This is a genomic window from Ruegeria sp. S263 (assembly GCF_056780525.1).
Genome location: NZ_CM165558.1, coordinates 1,600,389 through 1,618,433, shown reverse-complemented (window position 1 = coordinate 1,618,433; position 18,045 = coordinate 1,600,389). Strand labels below are relative to the sequence as shown.

19 protein-coding genes are annotated in these 18,045 nt (G+C 56.6%); 9 read left to right on the top strand and 10 right to left on the bottom strand.

The features are described 5' to 3' along the window. Window positions 1-93: 93 nt before the first annotated feature. The 3 genes from tig to ACT2B1_RS08080 all read right to left on the bottom strand — a co-directional run bounded on the left by tig (window position 94) and on the right by ACT2B1_RS08080 (window position 4,660). Window positions 94-1,425, bottom strand: a complete 1,332-nt coding sequence (gene tig / locus ACT2B1_RS08090) for a trigger factor (RefSeq protein WP_171240586.1) — start codon at window positions 1,423-1,425, stop codon at window positions 94-96. Window positions 1,426-1,607: 182 nt separating this feature from the next. Next, a complete protein-coding gene (locus ACT2B1_RS08085; RefSeq protein ID WP_171126527.1) occupies window positions 1,608-2,732 on the bottom strand; it encodes a porin in 1,125 nt (374 codons plus the stop codon). 302 nt (window positions 2,733-3,034) lie between these two features. Further along, window positions 3,035-4,660, bottom strand: a complete 1,626-nt coding sequence (locus ACT2B1_RS08080) for an NAD(P)H-hydrate dehydratase (RefSeq protein ID WP_481668915.1) — start codon at window positions 4,658-4,660, stop codon at window positions 3,035-3,037. 169 nt (window positions 4,661-4,829) lie between these two features. On the opposite strand from ACT2B1_RS08080, the gene ACT2B1_RS08075 reads away from it, so the two are divergent. The 5 genes from ACT2B1_RS08075 to ACT2B1_RS08055 all read left to right on the top strand — a co-directional run bounded on the left by ACT2B1_RS08075 (window position 4,830) and on the right by ACT2B1_RS08055 (window position 9,301). Beyond that, on the top strand, window positions 4,830-5,168 hold the full coding sequence (locus ACT2B1_RS08075; RefSeq protein ID WP_170354532.1) for a P-II family nitrogen regulator: 339 nt from the start codon (window positions 4,830-4,832) through the stop codon (window positions 5,166-5,168). A 32-nt stretch (window positions 5,169-5,200) separates the two neighbouring features. Next, window positions 5,201-6,607: a type I glutamate--ammonia ligase gene (gene glnA, locus ACT2B1_RS08070; protein WP_171122160.1), complete on the top strand. Its 1,407-nt coding sequence runs from the start codon at window positions 5,201-5,203 to the stop codon at window positions 6,605-6,607. A gap of 94 nt (window positions 6,608-6,701) precedes the next feature. After that, window positions 6,702-7,331: an MSMEG_1061 family FMN-dependent PPOX-type flavoprotein gene (locus ACT2B1_RS08065; RefSeq protein WP_481668914.1), complete on the top strand. Its 630-nt coding sequence runs from the start codon at window positions 6,702-6,704 to the stop codon at window positions 7,329-7,331. A gap of 95 nt (window positions 7,332-7,426) precedes the next feature. Beyond that, window positions 7,427-8,188 (top strand): lytic murein transglycosylase, encoded by a 762-nt coding sequence (locus tag ACT2B1_RS08060; protein WP_180886901.1) that lies wholly within the window; start codon window positions 7,427-7,429, stop codon window positions 8,186-8,188. Window positions 8,189-8,386: 198 nt separating this feature from the next. Beyond that, window positions 8,387-9,301, top strand: coding sequence for a hypothetical protein (locus ACT2B1_RS08055; protein WP_481668913.1), 915 nt, complete (start codon window positions 8,387-8,389; stop codon window positions 9,299-9,301). Window positions 9,302-9,337: 36 nt separating this feature from the next. On the opposite strand, the gene ACT2B1_RS08050 is transcribed toward ACT2B1_RS08055, so the two are convergent. Beyond that, complete coding sequence (locus ACT2B1_RS08050; RefSeq protein WP_481668912.1) at window positions 9,338-10,081, bottom strand: heme-dependent oxidative N-demethylase family protein; 744 nt, start codon at window positions 10,079-10,081, stop codon at window positions 9,338-9,340. 123 nt (window positions 10,082-10,204) lie between these two features. Here ACT2B1_RS08050 and dddP point away from each other — a divergent pair, with 123 nt between their 5' ends. Then, entirely contained in the window at window positions 10,205-11,548 is a 1,344-nt protein-coding gene (gene dddP / locus ACT2B1_RS08045; protein ID WP_481668911.1) for a dimethylsulfonioproprionate lyase DddP, read from the top strand. Window positions 11,549-11,552: 4 nt separating this feature from the next. On the opposite strand, the gene ACT2B1_RS08040 is transcribed toward dddP, so the two are convergent. After that, a complete protein-coding gene (locus ACT2B1_RS08040; RefSeq protein WP_171240580.1) occupies window positions 11,553-11,741 on the bottom strand; it encodes a hypothetical protein in 189 nt (62 codons plus the stop codon). A 241-nt stretch (window positions 11,742-11,982) separates the two neighbouring features. On the opposite strand from ACT2B1_RS08040, the gene ACT2B1_RS08035 reads away from it, so the two are divergent. Beyond that, window positions 11,983-13,197, top strand: a complete 1,215-nt coding sequence (locus tag ACT2B1_RS08035; protein ID WP_481668910.1) for a bifunctional alpha/beta hydrolase/OsmC family protein — start codon at window positions 11,983-11,985, stop codon at window positions 13,195-13,197. A 5-nt stretch (window positions 13,198-13,202) separates the two neighbouring features. Here ACT2B1_RS08035 and ACT2B1_RS08030 read toward each other — a convergent pair whose 3' ends face one another. The 5 genes from ACT2B1_RS08030 to ACT2B1_RS08010 all read right to left on the bottom strand — a co-directional run bounded on the left by ACT2B1_RS08030 (window position 13,203) and on the right by ACT2B1_RS08010 (window position 15,676). After that, on the bottom strand, window positions 13,203-13,559 hold the full coding sequence (locus ACT2B1_RS08030) for a hypothetical protein (protein ID WP_171126520.1): 357 nt from the start codon (window positions 13,557-13,559) through the stop codon (window positions 13,203-13,205). A 10-nt stretch (window positions 13,560-13,569) separates the two neighbouring features. Then, window positions 13,570-14,127 carry a hypothetical protein gene (locus tag ACT2B1_RS08025; protein ID WP_171122152.1) on the bottom strand — a complete coding sequence of 186 codons (558 nt, stop codon included), beginning with the start codon at window positions 14,125-14,127 and terminating at the stop codon, window positions 13,570-13,572. A 133-nt stretch (window positions 14,128-14,260) separates the two neighbouring features. Further along, on the bottom strand, window positions 14,261-14,848 hold the full coding sequence (locus ACT2B1_RS08020) for a biotin transporter BioY (protein WP_171122151.1): 588 nt from the start codon (window positions 14,846-14,848) through the stop codon (window positions 14,261-14,263). A gap of 76 nt (window positions 14,849-14,924) precedes the next feature. Next, window positions 14,925-15,347, bottom strand: a complete 423-nt coding sequence (locus ACT2B1_RS08015; protein ID WP_481668909.1) for a DUF6314 family protein — start codon at window positions 15,345-15,347, stop codon at window positions 14,925-14,927. Next, entirely contained in the window at window positions 15,344-15,676 is a 333-nt protein-coding gene (locus ACT2B1_RS08010) for a hypothetical protein (protein ID WP_171210748.1), read from the bottom strand. The genes ACT2B1_RS08015 and ACT2B1_RS08010 overlap by 4 nt, the downstream gene beginning before the upstream one ends. 88 nt (window positions 15,677-15,764) lie before the next feature. Here ACT2B1_RS08010 and purB point away from each other — a divergent pair, with 88 nt between their 5' ends. Then, window positions 15,765-17,069, top strand: a complete 1,305-nt coding sequence (gene purB, locus ACT2B1_RS08005) for an adenylosuccinate lyase (protein ID WP_171122148.1) — start codon at window positions 15,765-15,767, stop codon at window positions 17,067-17,069. A 376-nt stretch (window positions 17,070-17,445) separates the two neighbouring features. Continuing rightward, on the top strand, window positions 17,446-17,988 hold the full coding sequence (locus tag ACT2B1_RS08000; RefSeq protein WP_171122147.1) for a tetratricopeptide repeat protein: 543 nt from the start codon (window positions 17,446-17,448) through the stop codon (window positions 17,986-17,988). Window positions 17,989-18,045: the final 57 nt, after the last annotated feature.

Sequence of the window (18,045 nt, the reverse complement as noted above, 5' to 3'; positions counted from 1 at the left end):
CTTACCTCATTCAACTAAAGCCACTCAAGCGGAGCCGTCATTACCAGACGGCTCCGCGTTTTTCTTTGCCCACCCAAGATGGGCGGAAAAGGCTTATTCCTCTTCCAAAGCCTCTACAGCTTTTTGCAGGTCGTCTTTGCTGACTTCTTTGTCAGCCACCTGAGCCAGCTCGACAATATAGTCGATGACTTTGTCTTCGAAGATCGGCGCGCGCAGTTGCTGCTGCATCTGGGCGTTCTGCTGAACGAATTCAAAGAACTGACGTTCCTGACCCGGGTACTGACGTGCCTGGTTCATGATCGCCTGAGTCATTTCGGCATCAGTCACCTCAACCTCGGCTTTCTGGCCCAGTTCCGCCAGCAGCAGGCCCAGACGTACGCGACGTTCAGCCAGCTTGTTGTGCTCGTCTGTAGGCTCGATCTCACCATGGTCGTGGCCTTCCACGTCCGGGTTTTCCTCATGCCAAAGCTGATGCGCGATCTGTTTAGCTTCGGCTTCCACCAGCGACGGTGGCAGGTCGAACGAAACCTTCTCGTCCAGCACGTCCAGCAGCGCACGTTTCATCACCGCGCGCGAAGCACCCGCATATTCAGCTTCCAGACGCTCGGCGATCTGTCCCTTCAGGGCTTCCAGATCTTCGGCACCGAACTTAGTGGCCAGCTCGTCGTTTACTTCGGCTGCGACAGGCTCTTTCACTTCTTTCACAGTGCAGGTAAAGACAGCCTCTTTGCCCGCCAGATGCTCGGCACCATATTCTTCGGGGAAAGTGACGTTGACGTCTTTTTCTTCCTCGGCTTTCACACCAACCAGTTGCTCTTCAAAACCGGGGATGAAGCTGTTGGAACCCAGAACCAGCGGGTAATCTTCGGCCGAGCCACCTTCGAATTCTTCGCCGTCCACTTTGCCGACAAAGTCGATCACGACCTGATCGCCATCCTTGGCTTTTGAACCCTTACGGCGCGCTTTAAAGTCTTGCGCGGTTTCGGCCAGATTGTTCAGTGCTTCTTCGATGGCCGCGTCGTCGGCTTTTACGACCAGCTTTTCCAGTTCAACCGATTTCAGGTCAACTTCGGGGATCGCAGGCAGCGCCTCATAAGACATCTCGACATGGACGTCGTCGCCTTCTTTCCAGTCCTCGTTGGTCATCTTGACCTCGGGCTGCAGCGCAGGACGATCACCGCTGTCTTCAAAGTGCTTGTTCATCGCACCGTCGATGCTTTCCTGCATCGCTTCGCCCAGCAGGCGCTGACCAAACTGCTTTTTCAGCAGCGCCATCGGCACCTTGCCTTTACGGAAGCCTTTCATTTCGACTTCCGGCTGCGCCTCGGTCAGCTTTTCGTTGACCTTTTCATCCAGCTCAGCGGCGGATACGACGATGTTGTAGCCGCGTTTCAGACCTTCGTTCAGCGTCTCGGTAACCTGCATTATGGTAGTCCCCATAGGATTCGGGGCGCGCAAAACGGCGCGCCGGGCAAATTTGACGCCTTCTATTTGTCCTGTAGCCCGCGTGCAAGAGGCAAAGCCGGGATCAACCTTGTTTTACCGCCGAAAAGGGCAAAAAAACGCCCCGAAATGCGCCGGGACGTTTCAGGCCGTTTTACAACAGATCAGAAGCGCCAGCGCGCACCCAAGGCCCAGGCTTCGTTGTTGTCAAAATCCACAGTTCCATCGAAATCATGGCTGCGATATTTCAGGTAAGCATCGGTATTGATGCTGTCGATCCGCTGAACGACCGCGATCCCCCAGGACTTGGTGCTGGACCCTTCATTATTGAAGTCAGAACCGTCGAAATAGTCGATGCCGATCCCGGTTTGCCCCCACGAAATCCAGTCGTCTTCATAGGCAACCTTGGCATACCAGTAATCGGGGTCGCTTGCGCCTGCGGCTGTGTCATCACGTGTACCCAAGGCCGCCGTAAAGCTAAATCCGCTGGGCAACAGAACAGAGGCCGACCCGATCGTGTCCTTCCGCTCTCCGGAACTGTCATCGAAATCACGTACCGCGTAAGCAATGCTTGCGGCGAACTCTACCCCGTTGGCAAAGGTGTTCCCGTATGAAACCGCGATATCGTAATAGTCATCATCATCGCTGTCGGACAGGATATTCTGGCCGTATGCGATGGCCGCAGAAAAACCGTTGAAATCCGGGGTGTCATAGCGAATTCTTCCCCTGCGACCACCGTCGAAGTTGCTGGCCGAATCGCCAACCGTGATCGCACTCAGCAGACCGTCAGGCTGCCTGTAGAAGAACGCCCCGTTTTCATCGTTTGTGAACGAATAGAGCGTCGTACCGACATAAGACAGATCAACTTCGGCAGCGCCGTCCGACGCCATGCTGCCCTGTCCTGCCGAGAATTTTCCATAGCTTCCCCGCAGCGCAAAATCCACGTGGCGCAGATCTTCTCGTGACCAACCATCGTTGTTGGTTCCATCCTGGTTGGCCGAACCTGTGCTGGGCAGGCCAAGGCCGGTTTCGAACCAGAACGTAAACTCGTTGCTGCCATAGGGTTGCATCAGACGCAGTCCGACACGGCTGTTCGACAGATCGTTGTCAAGCAAGCGCGTTTCCGTTTCCTCGCCATCGTCAACAGAGACAATCACCGGGTGGAATTGCCCGTATAACTCGACATATCCACCACTGTTATTTTCATACTTAAGCTCTGCCACAGCAGGCGCTGCTGCAGACGCCGCCAAAACAGTTGCCACTGAACTAAGCACAATTCTCTGGGTCATTTCACTCACCATGAAAAAATTCCGGTTTCCGGCACTGCCCAATCGCGCACCAATCCCCATTTTTTAACAAGCATCCAGCCATTCCGATCAAGTCGCGTAAGTCGAGCGCAACCGCTGTAACCAAACGCTTGTAATATTAATATTATTTAAAATCTCAAAAGGTGTTTCGTTTATTCCCTCCCTACGCTTAAAGAGTGCCGCCCAGCCACGCGTGTTGCAAACATTCGCTGCTGATCCGCAATGCTTCGGTAAGCCAATAGCCGCCGAGATTGATTACGCTCGGCCAAATACCGCCGAAACAATCACATATTCATTTTTTTAAAAACGCAAGGCAATTGTTCGGACAAATCCTCTGCAATCAGCCCGGGACCGAATGTCAGCGCGCATTCAACATGCAACCAGGCGGCAAATTCCGCTGCCTGCATCGGGTCAAATCCCCGCGCCAAAAGCCCTGCGATGAACCCTGCCAGCACATCCCCCGACCCTGCCGTCGCCAGCCAGGGCGCCGCGCGCTCATAGAATGCCCCGTTGATCGAGCACCTCCCGTCCGGAGCAGCAATGACTGTATCCGGCCCTTTGAACAACACGACACATCCCGCCCTTTCGGCGGCTTCGCGGGTGGCCTCTACTTTGGAATAGGCCGGGCCTGTGGTCGGGGTGGCTGACAGTTTCTCGACAATATCCGGGAACAGCCGCGCGAACTCTCCCCCATGCGGGGTCAAAACGCAATTTTCATGCAGAAGGGTAAACAAGGCCGCCGGATCATCCGCAAAAGCCGTCAGCGCGTCGGCATCCAGCACCGTTCCCCGCCTTGCCTCAAGCGCAACCGGCACCAATTCCCGCGCTCGCTCAACCCCTATACCGGGACCAAGACACAGGGCATTCAGACGTTCATCCCTCAGCACATCGGACAATCCGTCCGCCCCTTCGACCCGCAGCAACATGATCGCCGTCACCTGCGCCGCCACTTCCATCTGAGCACCCGGAGGAACACCCAGCGTCACCAACCCCGCTCCAATCCGCAAAGCCCCCCGCGCAGCAAGCCGCGCCGCGCCAGTCTTGGCTGGACCACCTGAGAGGATAAGGGCGTGACCGTGGGTGTATTTGTGCTGTCCAGTCCACTTGCCGTGGAATCCCCTACTTGCAGGATCAGGCGCCAACTGAACAATACTCTTGGCATAGGCGGGCTTTAGGCCGATATCGGAAATCACAAGTTTACCCGAAAGCCCCGGTCCTCCGCCATAATGACCATCTCCCATCAAGAAAAGTCCCAGTTTTGGAGAGTGAAACGAAACGGTCAAATCCGTTGGCAGAGCGCCGAAATTCATTCCGGAATCGCAACACAGCCCGCTAGGGCAGTCCACTGCTACATATTTCGGCCTGCGATCTTGTGGATGAGTACCGGTGACCGTTGGAACGAACCCATTCCATGTTCGATATGTATCATCCGGCATTGATCTGGTTATTCCTGTCCCAAACAACGCATCGACAACTAGGTCATGCTCTTGCTCATCCAAAATGTCCTCGATTTCTTCATCATCCCAATCATGAACGACGTTGGAGGCTGACCAATTTGCAAAATTCTTCTTTGCATCCGGCGGCAGCTTCTCGGCGTCCCCATACAAAAACACCTCAACCTGCCACCCCAGCCCATGCAACAGCCGCGCCACGACAAACCCGTCACCGCCGTTATTTCCCGGCCCGCACAGCACCACAGCGCGCAGCGGATCCTCTTCATCTGGCCCCAAATATCCCGGGGAGCGCGAGGGGCTGGCCCCTCGCCTGTCCAACTCCGGCCATTCCTCGAAAATTGCCTCGAAAACACCCTGCCCGGCGCGCTCCATCAACTCCAGCCCGGTGACTTCACCAGACTCAATTGCTGCCTGTTCAATGGCCCTCATCTGCGCGGCGGTCAGTAATTCCGTCATCTCAATCCCCCAGTCGATTCAATACTGATTACTTTTTGTGCAAGTCGATCAAAATTTAACCGGCGCACTATTTTCTCTTCACCCAAACAGGGGCAATTACGCAATCAGATTGCCGACCGATCTTAGACGTGGTCAGTCCCAGTCTGACAAGAGTTAAAGGGAGCCCGGGATGAAGAAGATCGAAGCGATCATCAAACCGTTCAAACTCGATGAAGTGAAAGAGGCCTTGCAGGACGTCGGCGTCCAGGGCCTCAGCGTGATCGAGGTGAAAGGGTTTGGTCGTCAGAAAGGCCACACCGAACTGTATCGCGGTGCGGAATATGTGGTCGACTTTCTGCCCAAGGTGAAGGTCGAAGTCGTTTTGGACGACGATCAGGTCGATGCTGCCATCGACGCCATCGTCTCAGCCGCTAAGACCGACAAGATCGGCGACGGCAAGATCTTTGTCTCGCCCGTTGAACAAGCCATTCGCATTCGGACCGGTGAGACCGGCTCGGAAGCACTGTAATCGAACGCACTCAAATCAGAGGAATAGAAAGTATGAGCAAGGACGCAGTTCTTCAGCTGATCCGTGATGAAGACGCAGAATACGTCGACATCCGCTTTACCGACCCGCGCGGCAAGCTTCAGCACGTCACCATCATGTCCGATCAGGTTGACGAAGACTTCCTGGAAGAAGGCTTCATGTTCGACGGTTCGTCGATCGCTGGCTGGAAGTCGATCGAAGCATCAGACATGAAACTGATGCCCGACACGGAAAGCGCCTATGTCGATCCGTTCTACGCGGAAAAGACCATCTGCCTGCACTGCTCGATTGTTGAGCCCGACACCGGCGAAGCCTATGAGCGTGACCCGCGCGGCACCGCCCAGAAAGCCGAAGCTTACCTGAAATCTTCGGGTATCGGCGATGTGGCTTACATGGGCCCCGAAGCTGAATTCTTCCTGTTTGACGACGTCCGTTTCTCGAACAGCATCAACAAGGTATCCTACGAAGTTGATGCAACCGACGCGTCGTGGAACACCGACACCGAGTACGAGATGGGCAACATGGGCCACCGTCCGGGCGTCAAGGGTGGCTACTTCCCGGTGAACCCGGTTGACGAAGCGCAGGATCTGCGTTCGGAAATGCTGTCGACCATGAAACGTCTGGGCATGAAAGTCGACAAGCACCACCACGAGGTTGCGTCCTGTCAGCACGAACTGGGCCTGATCTTTGACAGCCTGACCAAACAGGCCGACGAGCTGCAGAAGTACAAATACGTCATCCACAACGTTGCACATGCCTACGGCAAATCGGCCACCTTCATGCCGAAGCCGATCGCAGGGGACAACGGCACCGGTATGCACGTGAACATGTCGATCTGGAAAGACGGCAAACCGCTGTTCGCTGGCGACAAATATGCCGACCTGTCAGACGAAGCGATCTACTTCATCGGCGGCATCCTGAAGCACGCGAAGACGCTGAACGCCTTCACCAACCCGTCGACCAACAGCTACAAGCGTCTGATCCCGGGCTTTGAGGCCCCCGTTCTGCGCGCCTACTCGGCCCGTAACCGTTCGGGTTGTGTCCGTATTCCGTGGACCGAAAGCCCGAAAGCCAAGCGCGTTGAGGCCCGCTTCCCTGACCCAGCCGCGAATCCCTACCTGGCGTTTGCTGCGCTGCTGATGGCTGGTCTGGACGGCATCAAGAATAAGATCGATCCGGGCGAAGCCATGGACAAGAACCTGTACGATCTGCCTGCCGAAGAACTGGCCGACATCCCGACCGTTTGCGGTTCGCTGCGTGAGGCTCTGGAAGCTCTGGCATCCGATCACGACTTCCTGCTGCAGGGCGACGTGTTCACCAAAGACCAGATCGACGGCTACATCGCACTGAAGATGGAAGAGGTCGAAACCTACGAGCACACCCCGCACCCGGTAGAATACGGTATGTACTATAGCTGCTGATCCGGACTGGGTTTACATCTACAAGGGCGTCCGTTCGGGCGCCCTTGTTTCATTTGGGGCGATCTTCCAAACTGGGACGACAGGAGAAGATCGCATGGACACTGAATTTTTAGACTTCGTGACCACCACCGAAGAGTTAGAGCAGATAACCGGCGCTCCTCTGCCTCAGGTTATCGCCAAAGAGCTGCCTGCGCTGGATCAGATGTGCCGTGACTTTATCGCCAAGTCTTCCTTCTGCGTGATCGCCTCGGCCAACCCCGACGGACATTTGGATGTTTCACCGCGCGGCGATCCGGCAGGTTTTGTTCACGTGTTGTCGGACAGTTTGATCGCAATTCCCGACCGCCCCGGCAACAAACGCGTGGATACGTTTCACAATGTTCTGAAAGACCCCCGCGTCAGCCTGATTTTGTTTATTCCTGGCAAGATGGAGACACTGCGTATCCGCGGCGCAGCCCGTATTTGCGCGGACCCTGCGTTGCTACGTAAAATGGCGGTGCAGGATCACCCTCCCAAACTCGCCCTGCTGATTCAGGTTCAGACCGTTTTTGCCCATTGCCCCAAATGCGTCATCCGATCAGGCATCTGGCAGCCGGACGCTTGGCCGGACTCGTCGGATCTGCCAAACATGAACGCGATGATGGTCAAACATGCCAAAATCAACAAAACGCCTGATGAGTGGTTTGAAAGCCTGAAGGGAACAGGCGAACTGGACCTGTATTAAACTTCTTTGCGCATCGGGGAATACGGCATAGGCTTGGATACAGTATTTCAGCCGACCGGATTTTGACCGTGCTTCGATTAGCCTTCATCCTTGCCATGTCGCTTCCAACGATTGGCGCGGCAGCGCCCTGCGGAAATACCGGCGCAGGTTTTGAGGCGTGGAAGTCCGACTTTGCCCGGACAGCCAAACGCGCCGGAGTGAAAAAGCGGGGGCTGCAAGCCTTATCCCAGACAACTTACGCAACGCGCACTATCGCTGCTGATCGCAACCAAAAGAGCTTCAAGTACTCGCTGGACAAGTTCATGCAGGTGCGCGGCGCAAATGCGATCGTCGCACAAGGCCGCAAACGCAAAGCCCGCAACCCACAGTTTTATGCAGCTCTTGAGCGGCAATACGGGGTGCCGGCGGGTGTACTGATCGCGATCCACGGTATGGAAACCGGCTTTGGCAACTTTATGGGGGACAGTCAGGTAGTGTCAGCAATAACGACGCTTGCCTATGATTGTCGCCGATCCGAGTTCTTTGTCCCTCATGCCATCGGCGCCCTTAAACTGGTCGATCAAGGCAGCATTACGACAGCGACACAGGGGGCGAAACATGGCGAATTGGGGCACACGCAGTTCCTGCCCGGTAACGCTCTGACATATGGGGTCGACGCCACAGGCGACGGCAAGGTCGATTTCTACAATATGACTGACGCATTGGCCTCAACCGCCAATTTTTTGCGCAAGAAGGGTTGGAAACCTGGCCGGGGCTATCAGCCCGGACAACCTAATTTTGCCGTCATTCAACAGTGGAACGCGGCCACTGTGTATCAGCAATCTATTGCGATCATGGCCGCCCGAATCGACGGCTGAGGGCGCCACAATTTCAAGCCAGACCTCCTCAATTCCGCCACATTGCTGCCATATACATTAAAAGGCCCCTAAAATGCCTAGGTTTCCAGAGCGTAATCAATCTTGGCGTTTTCTGATTTTTTTCCATTTTCGCCTAAATCTGCCCAATATCGCTTGGTAAATTTGTTTGCACTACGGGATGCGACAAAGGAAAAAGCAGTGACACCGAAGCACAGCTACCATGGCGGTCTGCAATTCAACGGTAATACCGATGGCGCGATCGAGCGGTTCGCAGCAATCGTCGCGGCCACGCTGGAAGACTACGGTCATCTGATCGAGCGCAAGACCGTTCGGGACACGACCGAGGCCAGTATCGTATCCAGCCAGTACCTCGTGCGCATGACTTTGGACACACAGGTTGTTCAGACCGAAGACCGCTTTGAACGTATGGATCGTGCGGCGGGTTTGAAAACCATTGAAAGACCCGCTGTAACGCTGCCTGAAAACCGGCTTACAATCACGATCAGCCCGGTATCCGCCCTGTTGGACGACAGTGAGATCTCCGAGCTTATGCTGGTTGTGATCCTGTACCGTATGGTCGACATTTGTGCGACCCAGCGGGTTGAATGGCTAACGCCCAATACCGTACTGACAATCGAACAGTTCCTAAGTGCCTTTGACACTCTACCGCCCGCAAAAAAGCGGAATAGAAAACAGATTTTCGAGGCAGTTTCCGGCCCGTTCGCAGGGCAGAAAATTAATGAAGAAGTCCTGGACGAGCCACAAAAAACGGCGCTGAAACCAGCAGCCCGGCCGATCCAGTTGTCGGATGAGCAGTTGCTCAGCATCGCTTTTCGGACAGAAACAGAAACAACCGAGCAGTCATCAGATCGGGACGACACGCCCCCCCTCGACCACGACCAACCCAGTGATATCCTCCGGCTTACAAGCTGGGGTCTCACGGGTGCCGTGGCTAGTGTGTCGGTCCCGATTGCGGCGTCCATGGCCGCTGTGAACCTGATCAGGGGCGAAGACTTTCGTCTGAACACGCAGGTACTTGCCTATACGGTCGCGATATCCGCTCTCAGCACAAGCGGTGCGTTCGCCGGCGTTGCCAGCGCCTTGGGCATGTAGTTCACACTCCAAAGACCCTCCTAGGAGGCCCCGCCATCAGGCGGGGTTTTCCATTTTTGGCAGGCTGCTTGCCTCCAGAACATAGGTATGAATTGAAAACACCACCGCTCGGGTCTTGGGCAGTCGCAATAGGGTTTGCCGTTCACTGCGTAAATACCGGGCGTCGCCGGGCGTCGTTGTTTCGCGCCGTGCGTTTTCACTTCGGGGTTGGTGCAGCTCGGCATCCTCATACCACAACGCATTGAACCGCCAGAGCGGACGGTCAGGTTGAATCCCGTCGAACAAACGCTGGACACGACGCGCGATATTCTCGTCATAACTCGCAACCGGCACGTGGATATCGACCAAGGGGCGCATGAACTTTTCGGACAAGCGCCAACTGGCAGGAAAACACAGAATTGCACCTGTCAGTACATGCTCATCCCCATGTTTTTGCAGAATGCAGATGTCCTCTTGAACCAGGCGGCACAAAGTATCCATCGGATTTTTATGGTCGACCGACACCTCTTTGCCATCCGGTCTAACGACGTGATCCGAACACCCCGGATAGGCGTGTTGCAGCACGAGGTCCAGAACCTCCTGCGCTGCGGGTTCGGCGAAAGTATCCAGCGCCAGAACATCGTCGCGCCTTTCCCTTAGCAGGGCTTCCCGGTGCTGCATCTGGGCGGCAAAGGCGTCATCGCGGTGCAGCCAAGTGTCCAGCGACGTTGGCTGAATGCCCGGCAAAGGCCGGGGGGTCAGCGGGTCATAAGGGATCGAGTTTTGCAGTATGATCGTCATGAGATTCACCTATCACCAGAAGCCCTCCCTGTCGGTCAAAAAGCGACGAACAGGTCGTCGCATTTTTTCCAGACTAGACAGTAATGTTTCTCCACGGTTTACGAACAAGCAGGGAGGCCCAACATGAACGAACACTATCGGGACAACCGCAAGATCGACCCGACAAAAGGAGCCACTCTTGGGGACGGCACCCCGAACGATTTGGACCGGATCGAGATCGGCCCCACCCAACTCGCCTTCGCCGAGTGGGAGGCAGCGGGCCTGAGCCTACCCAATCTGAGCCAGATGCGAGAGTTTCGGTGGAAACGTTTGACGCAAGCAATCGTGGACCGGGGGTATGGCGGTTTGCTGATGTTTGACCCCCTCAACATCCGCTATGCGACCGACAGCACGAACATGCAACTTTGGAACACCCATAACCCGTTCCGCGCGGTTCTGCTGTGCGCCGATGGCTACATGGTGATCTGGGACTACAAAAATTCACCGTTCCTTTCGACGTTCAACCCGCTGGTGCGCGAGCAACGATCCGGTGCCGATCTGTTCTACTTCGACCGAGGCGACAAGGTTGATATCGCAGCAGATGTGTTTTCAAACGAAGTACGCGTGTTGATCGAAGAGCATGGCGGCGGCAACAAGCGGCTGGCAGTCGACAAGATCATGCTGCACGGCCTGCGCGCGCTTGAGGCACAAGGGTTCGAGATCACGGAGGGCGAAGAGGTCACCGAGAAAACCCGCGCGATCAAAGGCCCTGATGAAATACTGGCCATGCGCTGCGCCAACCATGCCTGCCAAGCCGCCGTGGCCGAGATGGAGAAATTCGCCCGCGCCAATGTGGGCGATGGAAAGACGTCCGAGGATGACATTTGGGCCGTTCTGCACGCGGAAAACATCCGACGTGGCGGTGAATGGATTGAAACCCGCCTGTTGGCCTCGGGGCAACGCACGAACCCGTGGTTTCAGGAATGCGGGCCTCGGATCACGCAAAAGAACGAAATCATCGCCTTTGATACCGACCTGATTGGATCTTACGGCATCTGCATCGACATCTCGCGCACTTGGTGGGTTGGGGACAAGAAACCTCGGGCCGATATGGTCTATGCCATGCAGCACGCGCACGAGCACATCATGACCAACATGGAGATGCTGAAACCCGGCGTGATGATCCCCGACCTGACCGCCAACACCCACAGGTTGGACGACAAATTTCAGGCTCAGAAATATGGCTGCCTGATGCACGGGGTCGGACTGTGTGATGAATGGCCGCTGGTTGCTTACCCGGACAAGGCGGTGGAAGGCGCTTATGATTACCCACTGGAACCCGGCATGGTGCTTTGCGTCGAAGCCGCAGTCGGAGAGGTTGGTGGTGACTTTTCAATCAAACTCGAAGATCAGGTTTTGATCACCGAGGATGGGTACGAAAACCTCACCACCTACCCGTTCGATCCAATGCTGATGGGACAAAGCTGACCCCTTAGCCGGGCCAGTTTGAACGCCGCACATTGCCGTGCCAGTCTTCGACTTCCGTGCCAACCGACGGGGTCACCAAAGGTTGCGACGAATACTGGCCGGCAGCGAAGCCGATAATCCCGGTCAGGACAATCGCGATCAGAATGTTAGGACGCGGGGCAAATCCGCGTGATGCTGTGATGATATGCGCCATGATACCCTCCTTGGCTGCAAACTAATGACAGGCAAAAGATGAGGGTGAGAGATCAATTCTAAAAACGAATATTTATTTGCGTCAACATCACAAACATTGATACTTTAATTTACTCCCCAACATCAGGCGTCCCCGACCTCCCACTGTCGGCTCACCTTCCCGTGACGCTTCCTACATAGGGGTTGAGCAGCCCACTTGTTGACCACAATATTGACGGCATCAAGAAGTGTAAGGAGCCGCCATGCCTACGGAACGCATCACATTCGCCGGTCACGACGGCAATCAGTTGGCGGCTCGCCTTGATCTTCCGGACGGACCAGTTCTGGCAACAGCCTTGTTCGCGCATTGTTTTACCTGTTCCAAGGATATTCCTGCGGCCCGCCGGATTGCGGCGCGCTTGGCGGGTATGGGTATTGCCGTTCTGCGTTTCGACTTTACCGGCCTTGGCCATTCGGAAGGCGAGTTTGCAAACACCACTTTCACGTCGAATGTCGAGGACCTGGTCGCCGCAGCCCAGTATCTGGCCGGGCGCAACATGGCTCCGTCGTTGTTGATTGGTCATTCGTTGGGGGGCGCAGCCGTATTGCGCGCGCGTGCGGGCATTCCCACCGTGAAAGCCATAGCAACGCTGGGTGCCCCGGCCGATCCGGGGCATGTGTCGCACCACTTTGAAAACGCCCTACCCGAGATTCAACAGCAAGGCTCTGCCGAGGTCACGCTGGGCGGGCGCCCTTTCCGTATTGGCAAAGCCTTCGTAGACGACATCTCGGAATCCGCTTTGACACCTGCCATTGCTAATCTGAAAGCCGCGCTTTTGGTTTTGCACGCCCCGTTGGATGAAACGGTCAGTGTAGACAACGCCAGCACGATCTTTCTAGCAGCCAAACATCCCAAAAGCTTTGTGACGCTGGACGATGCGGATCACCTGATCACACGAGCAGCGGATGCTGAATATGCCGCTGACGTAATCGCGGCATGGGTCACACGTTATGTTCCTCTGTGTCCGCCAGCCCCTCCGCCGGGCGCGCCCGAAGGTGTCGTGCGCGTGACCGAGGCTGATCCTGCGGGGTTTCTGCAGGATATCCAGTCCGGCCCCCGGCATCACGCCGTAGCCGACGAGCCCGCCTCGTACGGAGGCACCGATCAGGGCATGTCGCCCTACGGCTTTGTGTCGTCAGGGTTAGGGGCCTGCACCTCGATGACGATCCGCATGTATGCGCGGCGCAAGGGCTGGCCGCTGACCGGCATCACTGTAGACGTCTGCCACGACAAGGTTCACGCACAGGACGCTGGTCTGGTCAGTGACGGCAAAGTCGACCTGTTTCGGCGGAAAATCCGTCTGGAAGGTCCGCTTGACGAAACCCAACGCGCGCGCCTGCTAGAGATTGCCGACAAGTGCCCTGTACACAGGACACTTGAGGGCTCAGCTCAGATCACAACCGAGCTCCTGACCTGACGAACTCAGCGCCGCGGGGCCGGACGGTGAATTGGCGGTCGCGCCGCAGGTGGGCGCGCGACCGGCGGGCGCGGACGCGCCGGTGGTTTGGCCACGGGAGGTCTGGGGCGTGCGGGCGGCTTGGCCACGGGCGGTTTGGGACGCGCTGGTGGTTTGGCCACGGGCGGACGTGGACGACCTGGGCGGTCTACGTCAATGTCGATGTCCACGTCGTGATAATAGTCGTTCCACAGCATCGAGTCGTAGAACGGATCGTACCCGTACCCAACCCCGACCGTCACGCCATCACAAGCCGACAAGGTAAAACTTGCAGCACCAAGACCTAGCGCCAGAATAGACCGTTTCAACAGTTTATGTGTCATCGGAGCCTCCCTACTGCGCGGACCGGAACGATGCGAACACAGCGTTCAGATCGTCCACATAGGCCGGATCAGCGCCGTCGCGCAGTACGGCTATGATCACCGCGACACGGTCGCGCGGCAGGTCAATCACGGTAGCGGTAAAGTTCACGCCACGCCCCTCGCGCGTGCCTGTCCCTCGGATCACTCGGGCAGGCAAACCACCGATCTGCGTAGTGACGGTCTCGGAAACGTCGGGGTCTTTTACAAGGAACTTGTCTATATCCTGCAGGTAACGAAGCCCTCCGTTGATTGAGGCGACACCGGCAGGCGAAACAAACCCCATCCACGCGCCGTCATCGGTCACGGGGCGAACGCCAATCACGCGCGCAACGGCGCGCGGGTCGCCCAGTTCGGTATCCTCAATCTCGCGCGGGCCGCCGGTACGGACCGCCCAGAAATCAGGGACTGCAAAGCTGAACAGGGCACGCCCTTGGTCTGTGTAAGTGATCGGAGTATCCGCAACAGCCGGAGCACCGCCCAACAGCAATGCCGCGCACGTGGGCAAGACGGCAGCCAATCGAATATGCATGTCTCAAAAACCTTTTGTTTCAGTCAATTTAAACTGAACTGTGGCGGTGCGACTTGTCCAGTATCTGAATGCAACAAAAAACCCGCGCCGGGTCTTCCCGGCGCGGGTTCATTCATTGCGAATATGCCGTGGATCAGGTGCGGGCGTCGCCGACCAGCTTCCACAGGCCAGGGATCAACAGCGCAGCCAAAGCCAGCTTGATCGCGTCACCCACCAGGAACGGTGTCAGACCCCATTCCAGGATTGGCTTGTCCCAGCCATAAAGCTGACCCAGCCACAGCAGGCCGGGGACATAGATCAGGACGTTGGCCAGAACCAGTGCCAGCGCCAGCTTGCCAACCGAACGGTCCCAGCCGCGCGCAGCCAGAGCGCCCAGCAGGACGGTCGCCATCAGGTAACCCACCAGATAGCCGCCAGTGCCACCCATCATGTAAGTCAGGCCAAATTTTTCAGCCGAAGACCCAGCGAAAACGTCAAAGCCCAGCGCCCCAACCAGCAGGTAACCCAGCATCGTCACCAGACCCAAACGGGCGCCATAGGCGGTGCCGATGGTCAAAACAGCAAAGGTACCCATCGTGATCGGCACAGGCCACATCGGTACTTTGATCTTCGCAGCAACGGCCAGGGCAACGATGCCCAGCGCAACCAGAACAACCTGCTTGACACGCAGCGCTGTTCCCTCGCGCGGACCAATCGCGTTGGCCAGAACATTTGCATTCATCTTCACTTCTCCCAATTCGGACCGAAATTCTGCGACAGCAATGCCCTGTCGTAGCTAATTCTGCAAGATGATTACGCTACCGCAGCATAAATTCCATGTCCATTTCATAGGATTTCCGAGGTCCGGACACGATCCACCGCACCTTCCAATGCGGCCAGTTCGAAAAATCGTACTCTGCATCATAGCTGTCCGGCGGGCAGTCATGGTGATCCGACGCAAACGTCTTTCCTAGCTTTAGCGTGTGGAAAAAGCGGCCGTCGTCGAAATGCACGGCGATACCATCGCCGCCATCACGCCAAAGATAGCGACGCGTTCCCTTCATAGCTGGTTGCCCCGGAAGGCGCAAAGAAACGTCTTCATCATAGACCAGCCCATCGTCAGACCGGCTCAGGATCGCTGTTCCGTCTGCGCGCACGACGTGCCCTGCCCTGGCATCGCGAATGACACGGGTCAGGCTCCAGCGGCCCTCAAAGTCCGAAAGGCTTTGCGGCAAGGTCATTTAGCGTAAGTTCCGTCTGTTAGCTCGCCATTGCTGTCGACAAACCGAATGATATGCCCCGAACGGTGCACGTCATAACAGGCCCAAAGCTCTGACGGGGGCCAGACCGAGCAGTATTGGTCCCCCCGCACAACCCAACGCCCCGCGCTTGGACCGCCTGAGAAGTAGTTTGTCACCCCAGATGCGTCGAATGTCTGCCAGATGCCTTTGCCGTAGCCAAGCTTATGGCCGGTCAAAGCCTCCAGAATCTCATCTCCAGTCAGCGCGCGGAACTCCTCTGCGGCCAAAATACTAGGCCAGAGCAACAAAATCAGGGCAAACCGTCTCATACCTGCACTCGTACCTTGTTCCCACAGACCTGCACGGCTAAACCCCGCGCCAACGCCTAATCCCAATCACAAAAAGGTGCTGCCGCCAATGATTCCCCGCTATTCCCGCCCCGAGATGGTCGCCATCTGGTCGCCCGAGACCAAGTTCCGCATCTGGTACGAAATCGAAGCCCATGCCTGCGAAGCCATGGCCGATCTGGGCGTGATCCCGCGCGAAAACGCCGATGCTGTGTGGAAAGCCAAGGACGTGGAATTCGACGTGGCCCGCATTGACGAGATCGAGGCCGTCACCAAGCACGACGTCATCGCATTCCTGACCCACCTGGCCGAGCATGTGGGCAGCGAAGAGGCCCGCTTTGTGCATCAGGGCATGACGTCTTCGGATGTGCTGGACACCTGCTTCAACGTACAGCTTACCCGCGCGGCAGATATCCTGATCGCTGATCTCGAAGGTCTGCTGGCTGCCCTGAAACGCCGCGCTTACGAGCATAAGGAAACTGTTCGTATTGGCCGCAGCCACGGCATCCACGCCGAACCCACAACTATGGGCCTGACCTTTGCGCGCTTCTATGCCGAGATGGACCGCAACCTGTCCCGTATGCGCGACGCGCGTGCCGAAATCGCCACCGGCGCGATCAGTGGCGCGGTCGGTACATTCGCCAATATCGACCCGCGCGTCGAAGAACATGTCTGCGATCAACTGGGTCTGGTGCCCGAGCCGATCAGCACGCAGGTTATCCCCCGCGACCGCCACGCAGCCTTCTTTGCAACGCTGGGCGTCATCGCCAGCAGCATTGAAAACATCGCCATCGAAGTCCGCCACATGCAGCGGACCGAGGTTCTGGAGGCCGAAGAGTTCTTTTCGAAAGGTCAAAAAGGCTCGTCCGCGATGCCGCACAAGCGCAACCCGGTTCTGACCGAAAACCTGACTGGTCTGGCCCGACTGGTTCGTATGGCCGTAGTACCCGCAATGGAAAACGTGGCCCTCTGGCACGAGCGTGATATCTCGCACAGCTCGGTCGAGCGCAACATCGGCCCTGATGCCACCGTTACGCTGGACTTTGCCCTGTCACGCCTGACCAGCGTGGTCGACAAACTGGTCGTCTACCCGGAAAACATGCTGGCCAACATGAACAAGTTCCGTGGTCTGGTCATGAGCCAGCGCGTGCTTCTTGCCCTGACCCAAGCTGGCGTCAGCCGCGAAGACGCCTATCGTCTGGTACAGCGCAACGCGATGAAGGTCTGGGAAGAAGGCAAGGACTTCAAAACCGAGCTTCTTGGGGATGCCGACGTTACCGCCGCCCTGAGCACTGATGAAATCGAAGAGAAATTCGACCTCGGCTACCACACAAAGCACGTCGATACGATCTTCGCCCGTGTTTTTGGAGAATAAGTAAGCCTATTCAAACAGCGAAAACGGCCCGGACCTCAAGATCAGGTCCGGGCCGTTCTTTTTGCCAGAACGTTCATTTTCGGGTAACATGTCGGTGTATTTCCGAATAGGAGACCCAAAGATGATCCGCATCCTTCTTTGCGCACTTGCACTTTCTTGCACAACTTCCGCCGCGTTGGCCTGCAGCGGCCATTCAAAGCAAACGCAATCCTGTGCGCCCGGCACCTATTGGGACGCCGATAGCCATAGTTGCGCAAAAATTGTGAATAGCTGAGAATATCTTTCCTACTTGTGAATAAAAGCGAGCGAACTGCTGGTAGCTTTTCGCCAGAACGCGCTAGCTTGGTTAGAACGGCCCAGATAACGGAGTAGGAAAATGCGCATCGTATTCGCTTCAGCTATTGTCCTTCAGGCATTCGCATTCGCACCTGCGTTGCACGCAGCAGGCGGGGACAGCGCAAGCCCTCCCAAGCCGACGAACACCACCAAGAAATGCCTGTTCGGACGCGTTTTTGACAAAGAACGCGGTCGCTGCGTCAAGCCTGACAAAACAAACTTCACCCAAGACGAACTTTATGAGGCCGTTCGCGAACTGGCTTATGACGGGCAGTTTGAGAATGCGCAAAGCATTCTGCAGGTCATGGATCAGAACGATGATCGCGTGATGACATACTGGGGCTTCACCTACCGTAAGATAGGCGAACTAGAGTTGGCGAATGCTTTCTACACCAACGCGATTCAGGCGAACCCGGACAACCTGCTGGCCCGGTCCTACATGGCACAGGGTTTTGTTTCAGAAGGAAAAACCGACCTCGCGATCGAGCAGTGGCGTGAAATCAAAGCACGCGGCGGCGAAGGTACATGGGCCGAAGCGTCGCTGCGCGAAGCGATCCGCACAGGCCTGACATATAGCTACTGAGGTTCAGTCTTTCTTTACCCGACTCTCGCTAACCTGACTGCGGAACAAAAGAGTGGC

Coding starts and splice junctions, on each gene's coding strand:
- ACT2B1_RS08065 (WP_481668914.1), top strand. CDS start 6,702: ATGGACACTGAATTTTTAGACTTCGTGACCACCACCGAAGAGTTAGAG.
- ACT2B1_RS08020 (WP_171122151.1), bottom strand. CDS start 14,848: ATGAATGCAAATGTTCTGGCCAACGCGATTGGTCCGCGCGAGGGAACA.
- ACT2B1_RS08060 (WP_180886901.1), top strand. CDS start 7,427: ATGTCGCTTCCAACGATTGGCGCGGCAGCGCCCTGCGGAAATACCGGC.
- ACT2B1_RS08010 (WP_171210748.1), bottom strand. CDS start 15,676: ATGAGACGGTTTGCCCTGATTTTGTTGCTCTGGCCTAGTATTTTGGCC.
- ACT2B1_RS08080 (WP_481668915.1), bottom strand. CDS start 4,660: ATGACGGAATTACTGACCGCCGCGCAGATGAGGGCCATTGAACAGGCA.
- ACT2B1_RS08015 (WP_481668909.1), bottom strand. CDS start 15,347: ATGACCTTGCCGCAAAGCCTTTCGGACTTTGAGGGCCGCTGGAGCCTG.
- ACT2B1_RS08025 (WP_171122152.1), bottom strand. CDS start 14,127: ATGCATATTCGATTGGCTGCCGTCTTGCCCACGTGCGCGGCATTGCTG.
- glnA (WP_171122160.1), top strand. CDS start 5,201: ATGAGCAAGGACGCAGTTCTTCAGCTGATCCGTGATGAAGACGCAGAA.
- ACT2B1_RS08030 (WP_171126520.1), bottom strand. CDS start 13,559: ATGACACATAAACTGTTGAAACGGTCTATTCTGGCGCTAGGTCTTGGT.
- ACT2B1_RS08035 (WP_481668910.1), top strand. CDS start 11,983: ATGCCTACGGAACGCATCACATTCGCCGGTCACGACGGCAATCAGTTG.
- tig (WP_171240586.1), bottom strand. CDS start 1,425: ATGCAGGTTACCGAGACGCTGAACGAAGGTCTGAAACGCGGCTACAAC.
- ACT2B1_RS08050 (WP_481668912.1), bottom strand. CDS start 10,081: ATGACGATCATACTGCAAAACTCGATCCCTTATGACCCGCTGACCCCC.
- ACT2B1_RS08000 (WP_171122147.1), top strand. CDS start 17,446: ATGCGCATCGTATTCGCTTCAGCTATTGTCCTTCAGGCATTCGCATTC.
- ACT2B1_RS08085 (WP_171126527.1), bottom strand. CDS start 2,732: ATGACCCAGAGAATTGTGCTTAGTTCAGTGGCAACTGTTTTGGCGGCG.
- ACT2B1_RS08040 (WP_171240580.1), bottom strand. CDS start 11,741: ATGGCGCATATCATCACAGCATCACGCGGATTTGCCCCGCGTCCTAAC.
- dddP (WP_481668911.1), top strand. CDS start 10,205: ATGAACGAACACTATCGGGACAACCGCAAGATCGACCCGACAAAAGGA.
- ACT2B1_RS08075 (WP_170354532.1), top strand. CDS start 4,830: ATGAAGAAGATCGAAGCGATCATCAAACCGTTCAAACTCGATGAAGTG.
- purB (WP_171122148.1), top strand. CDS start 15,765: ATGATTCCCCGCTATTCCCGCCCCGAGATGGTCGCCATCTGGTCGCCC.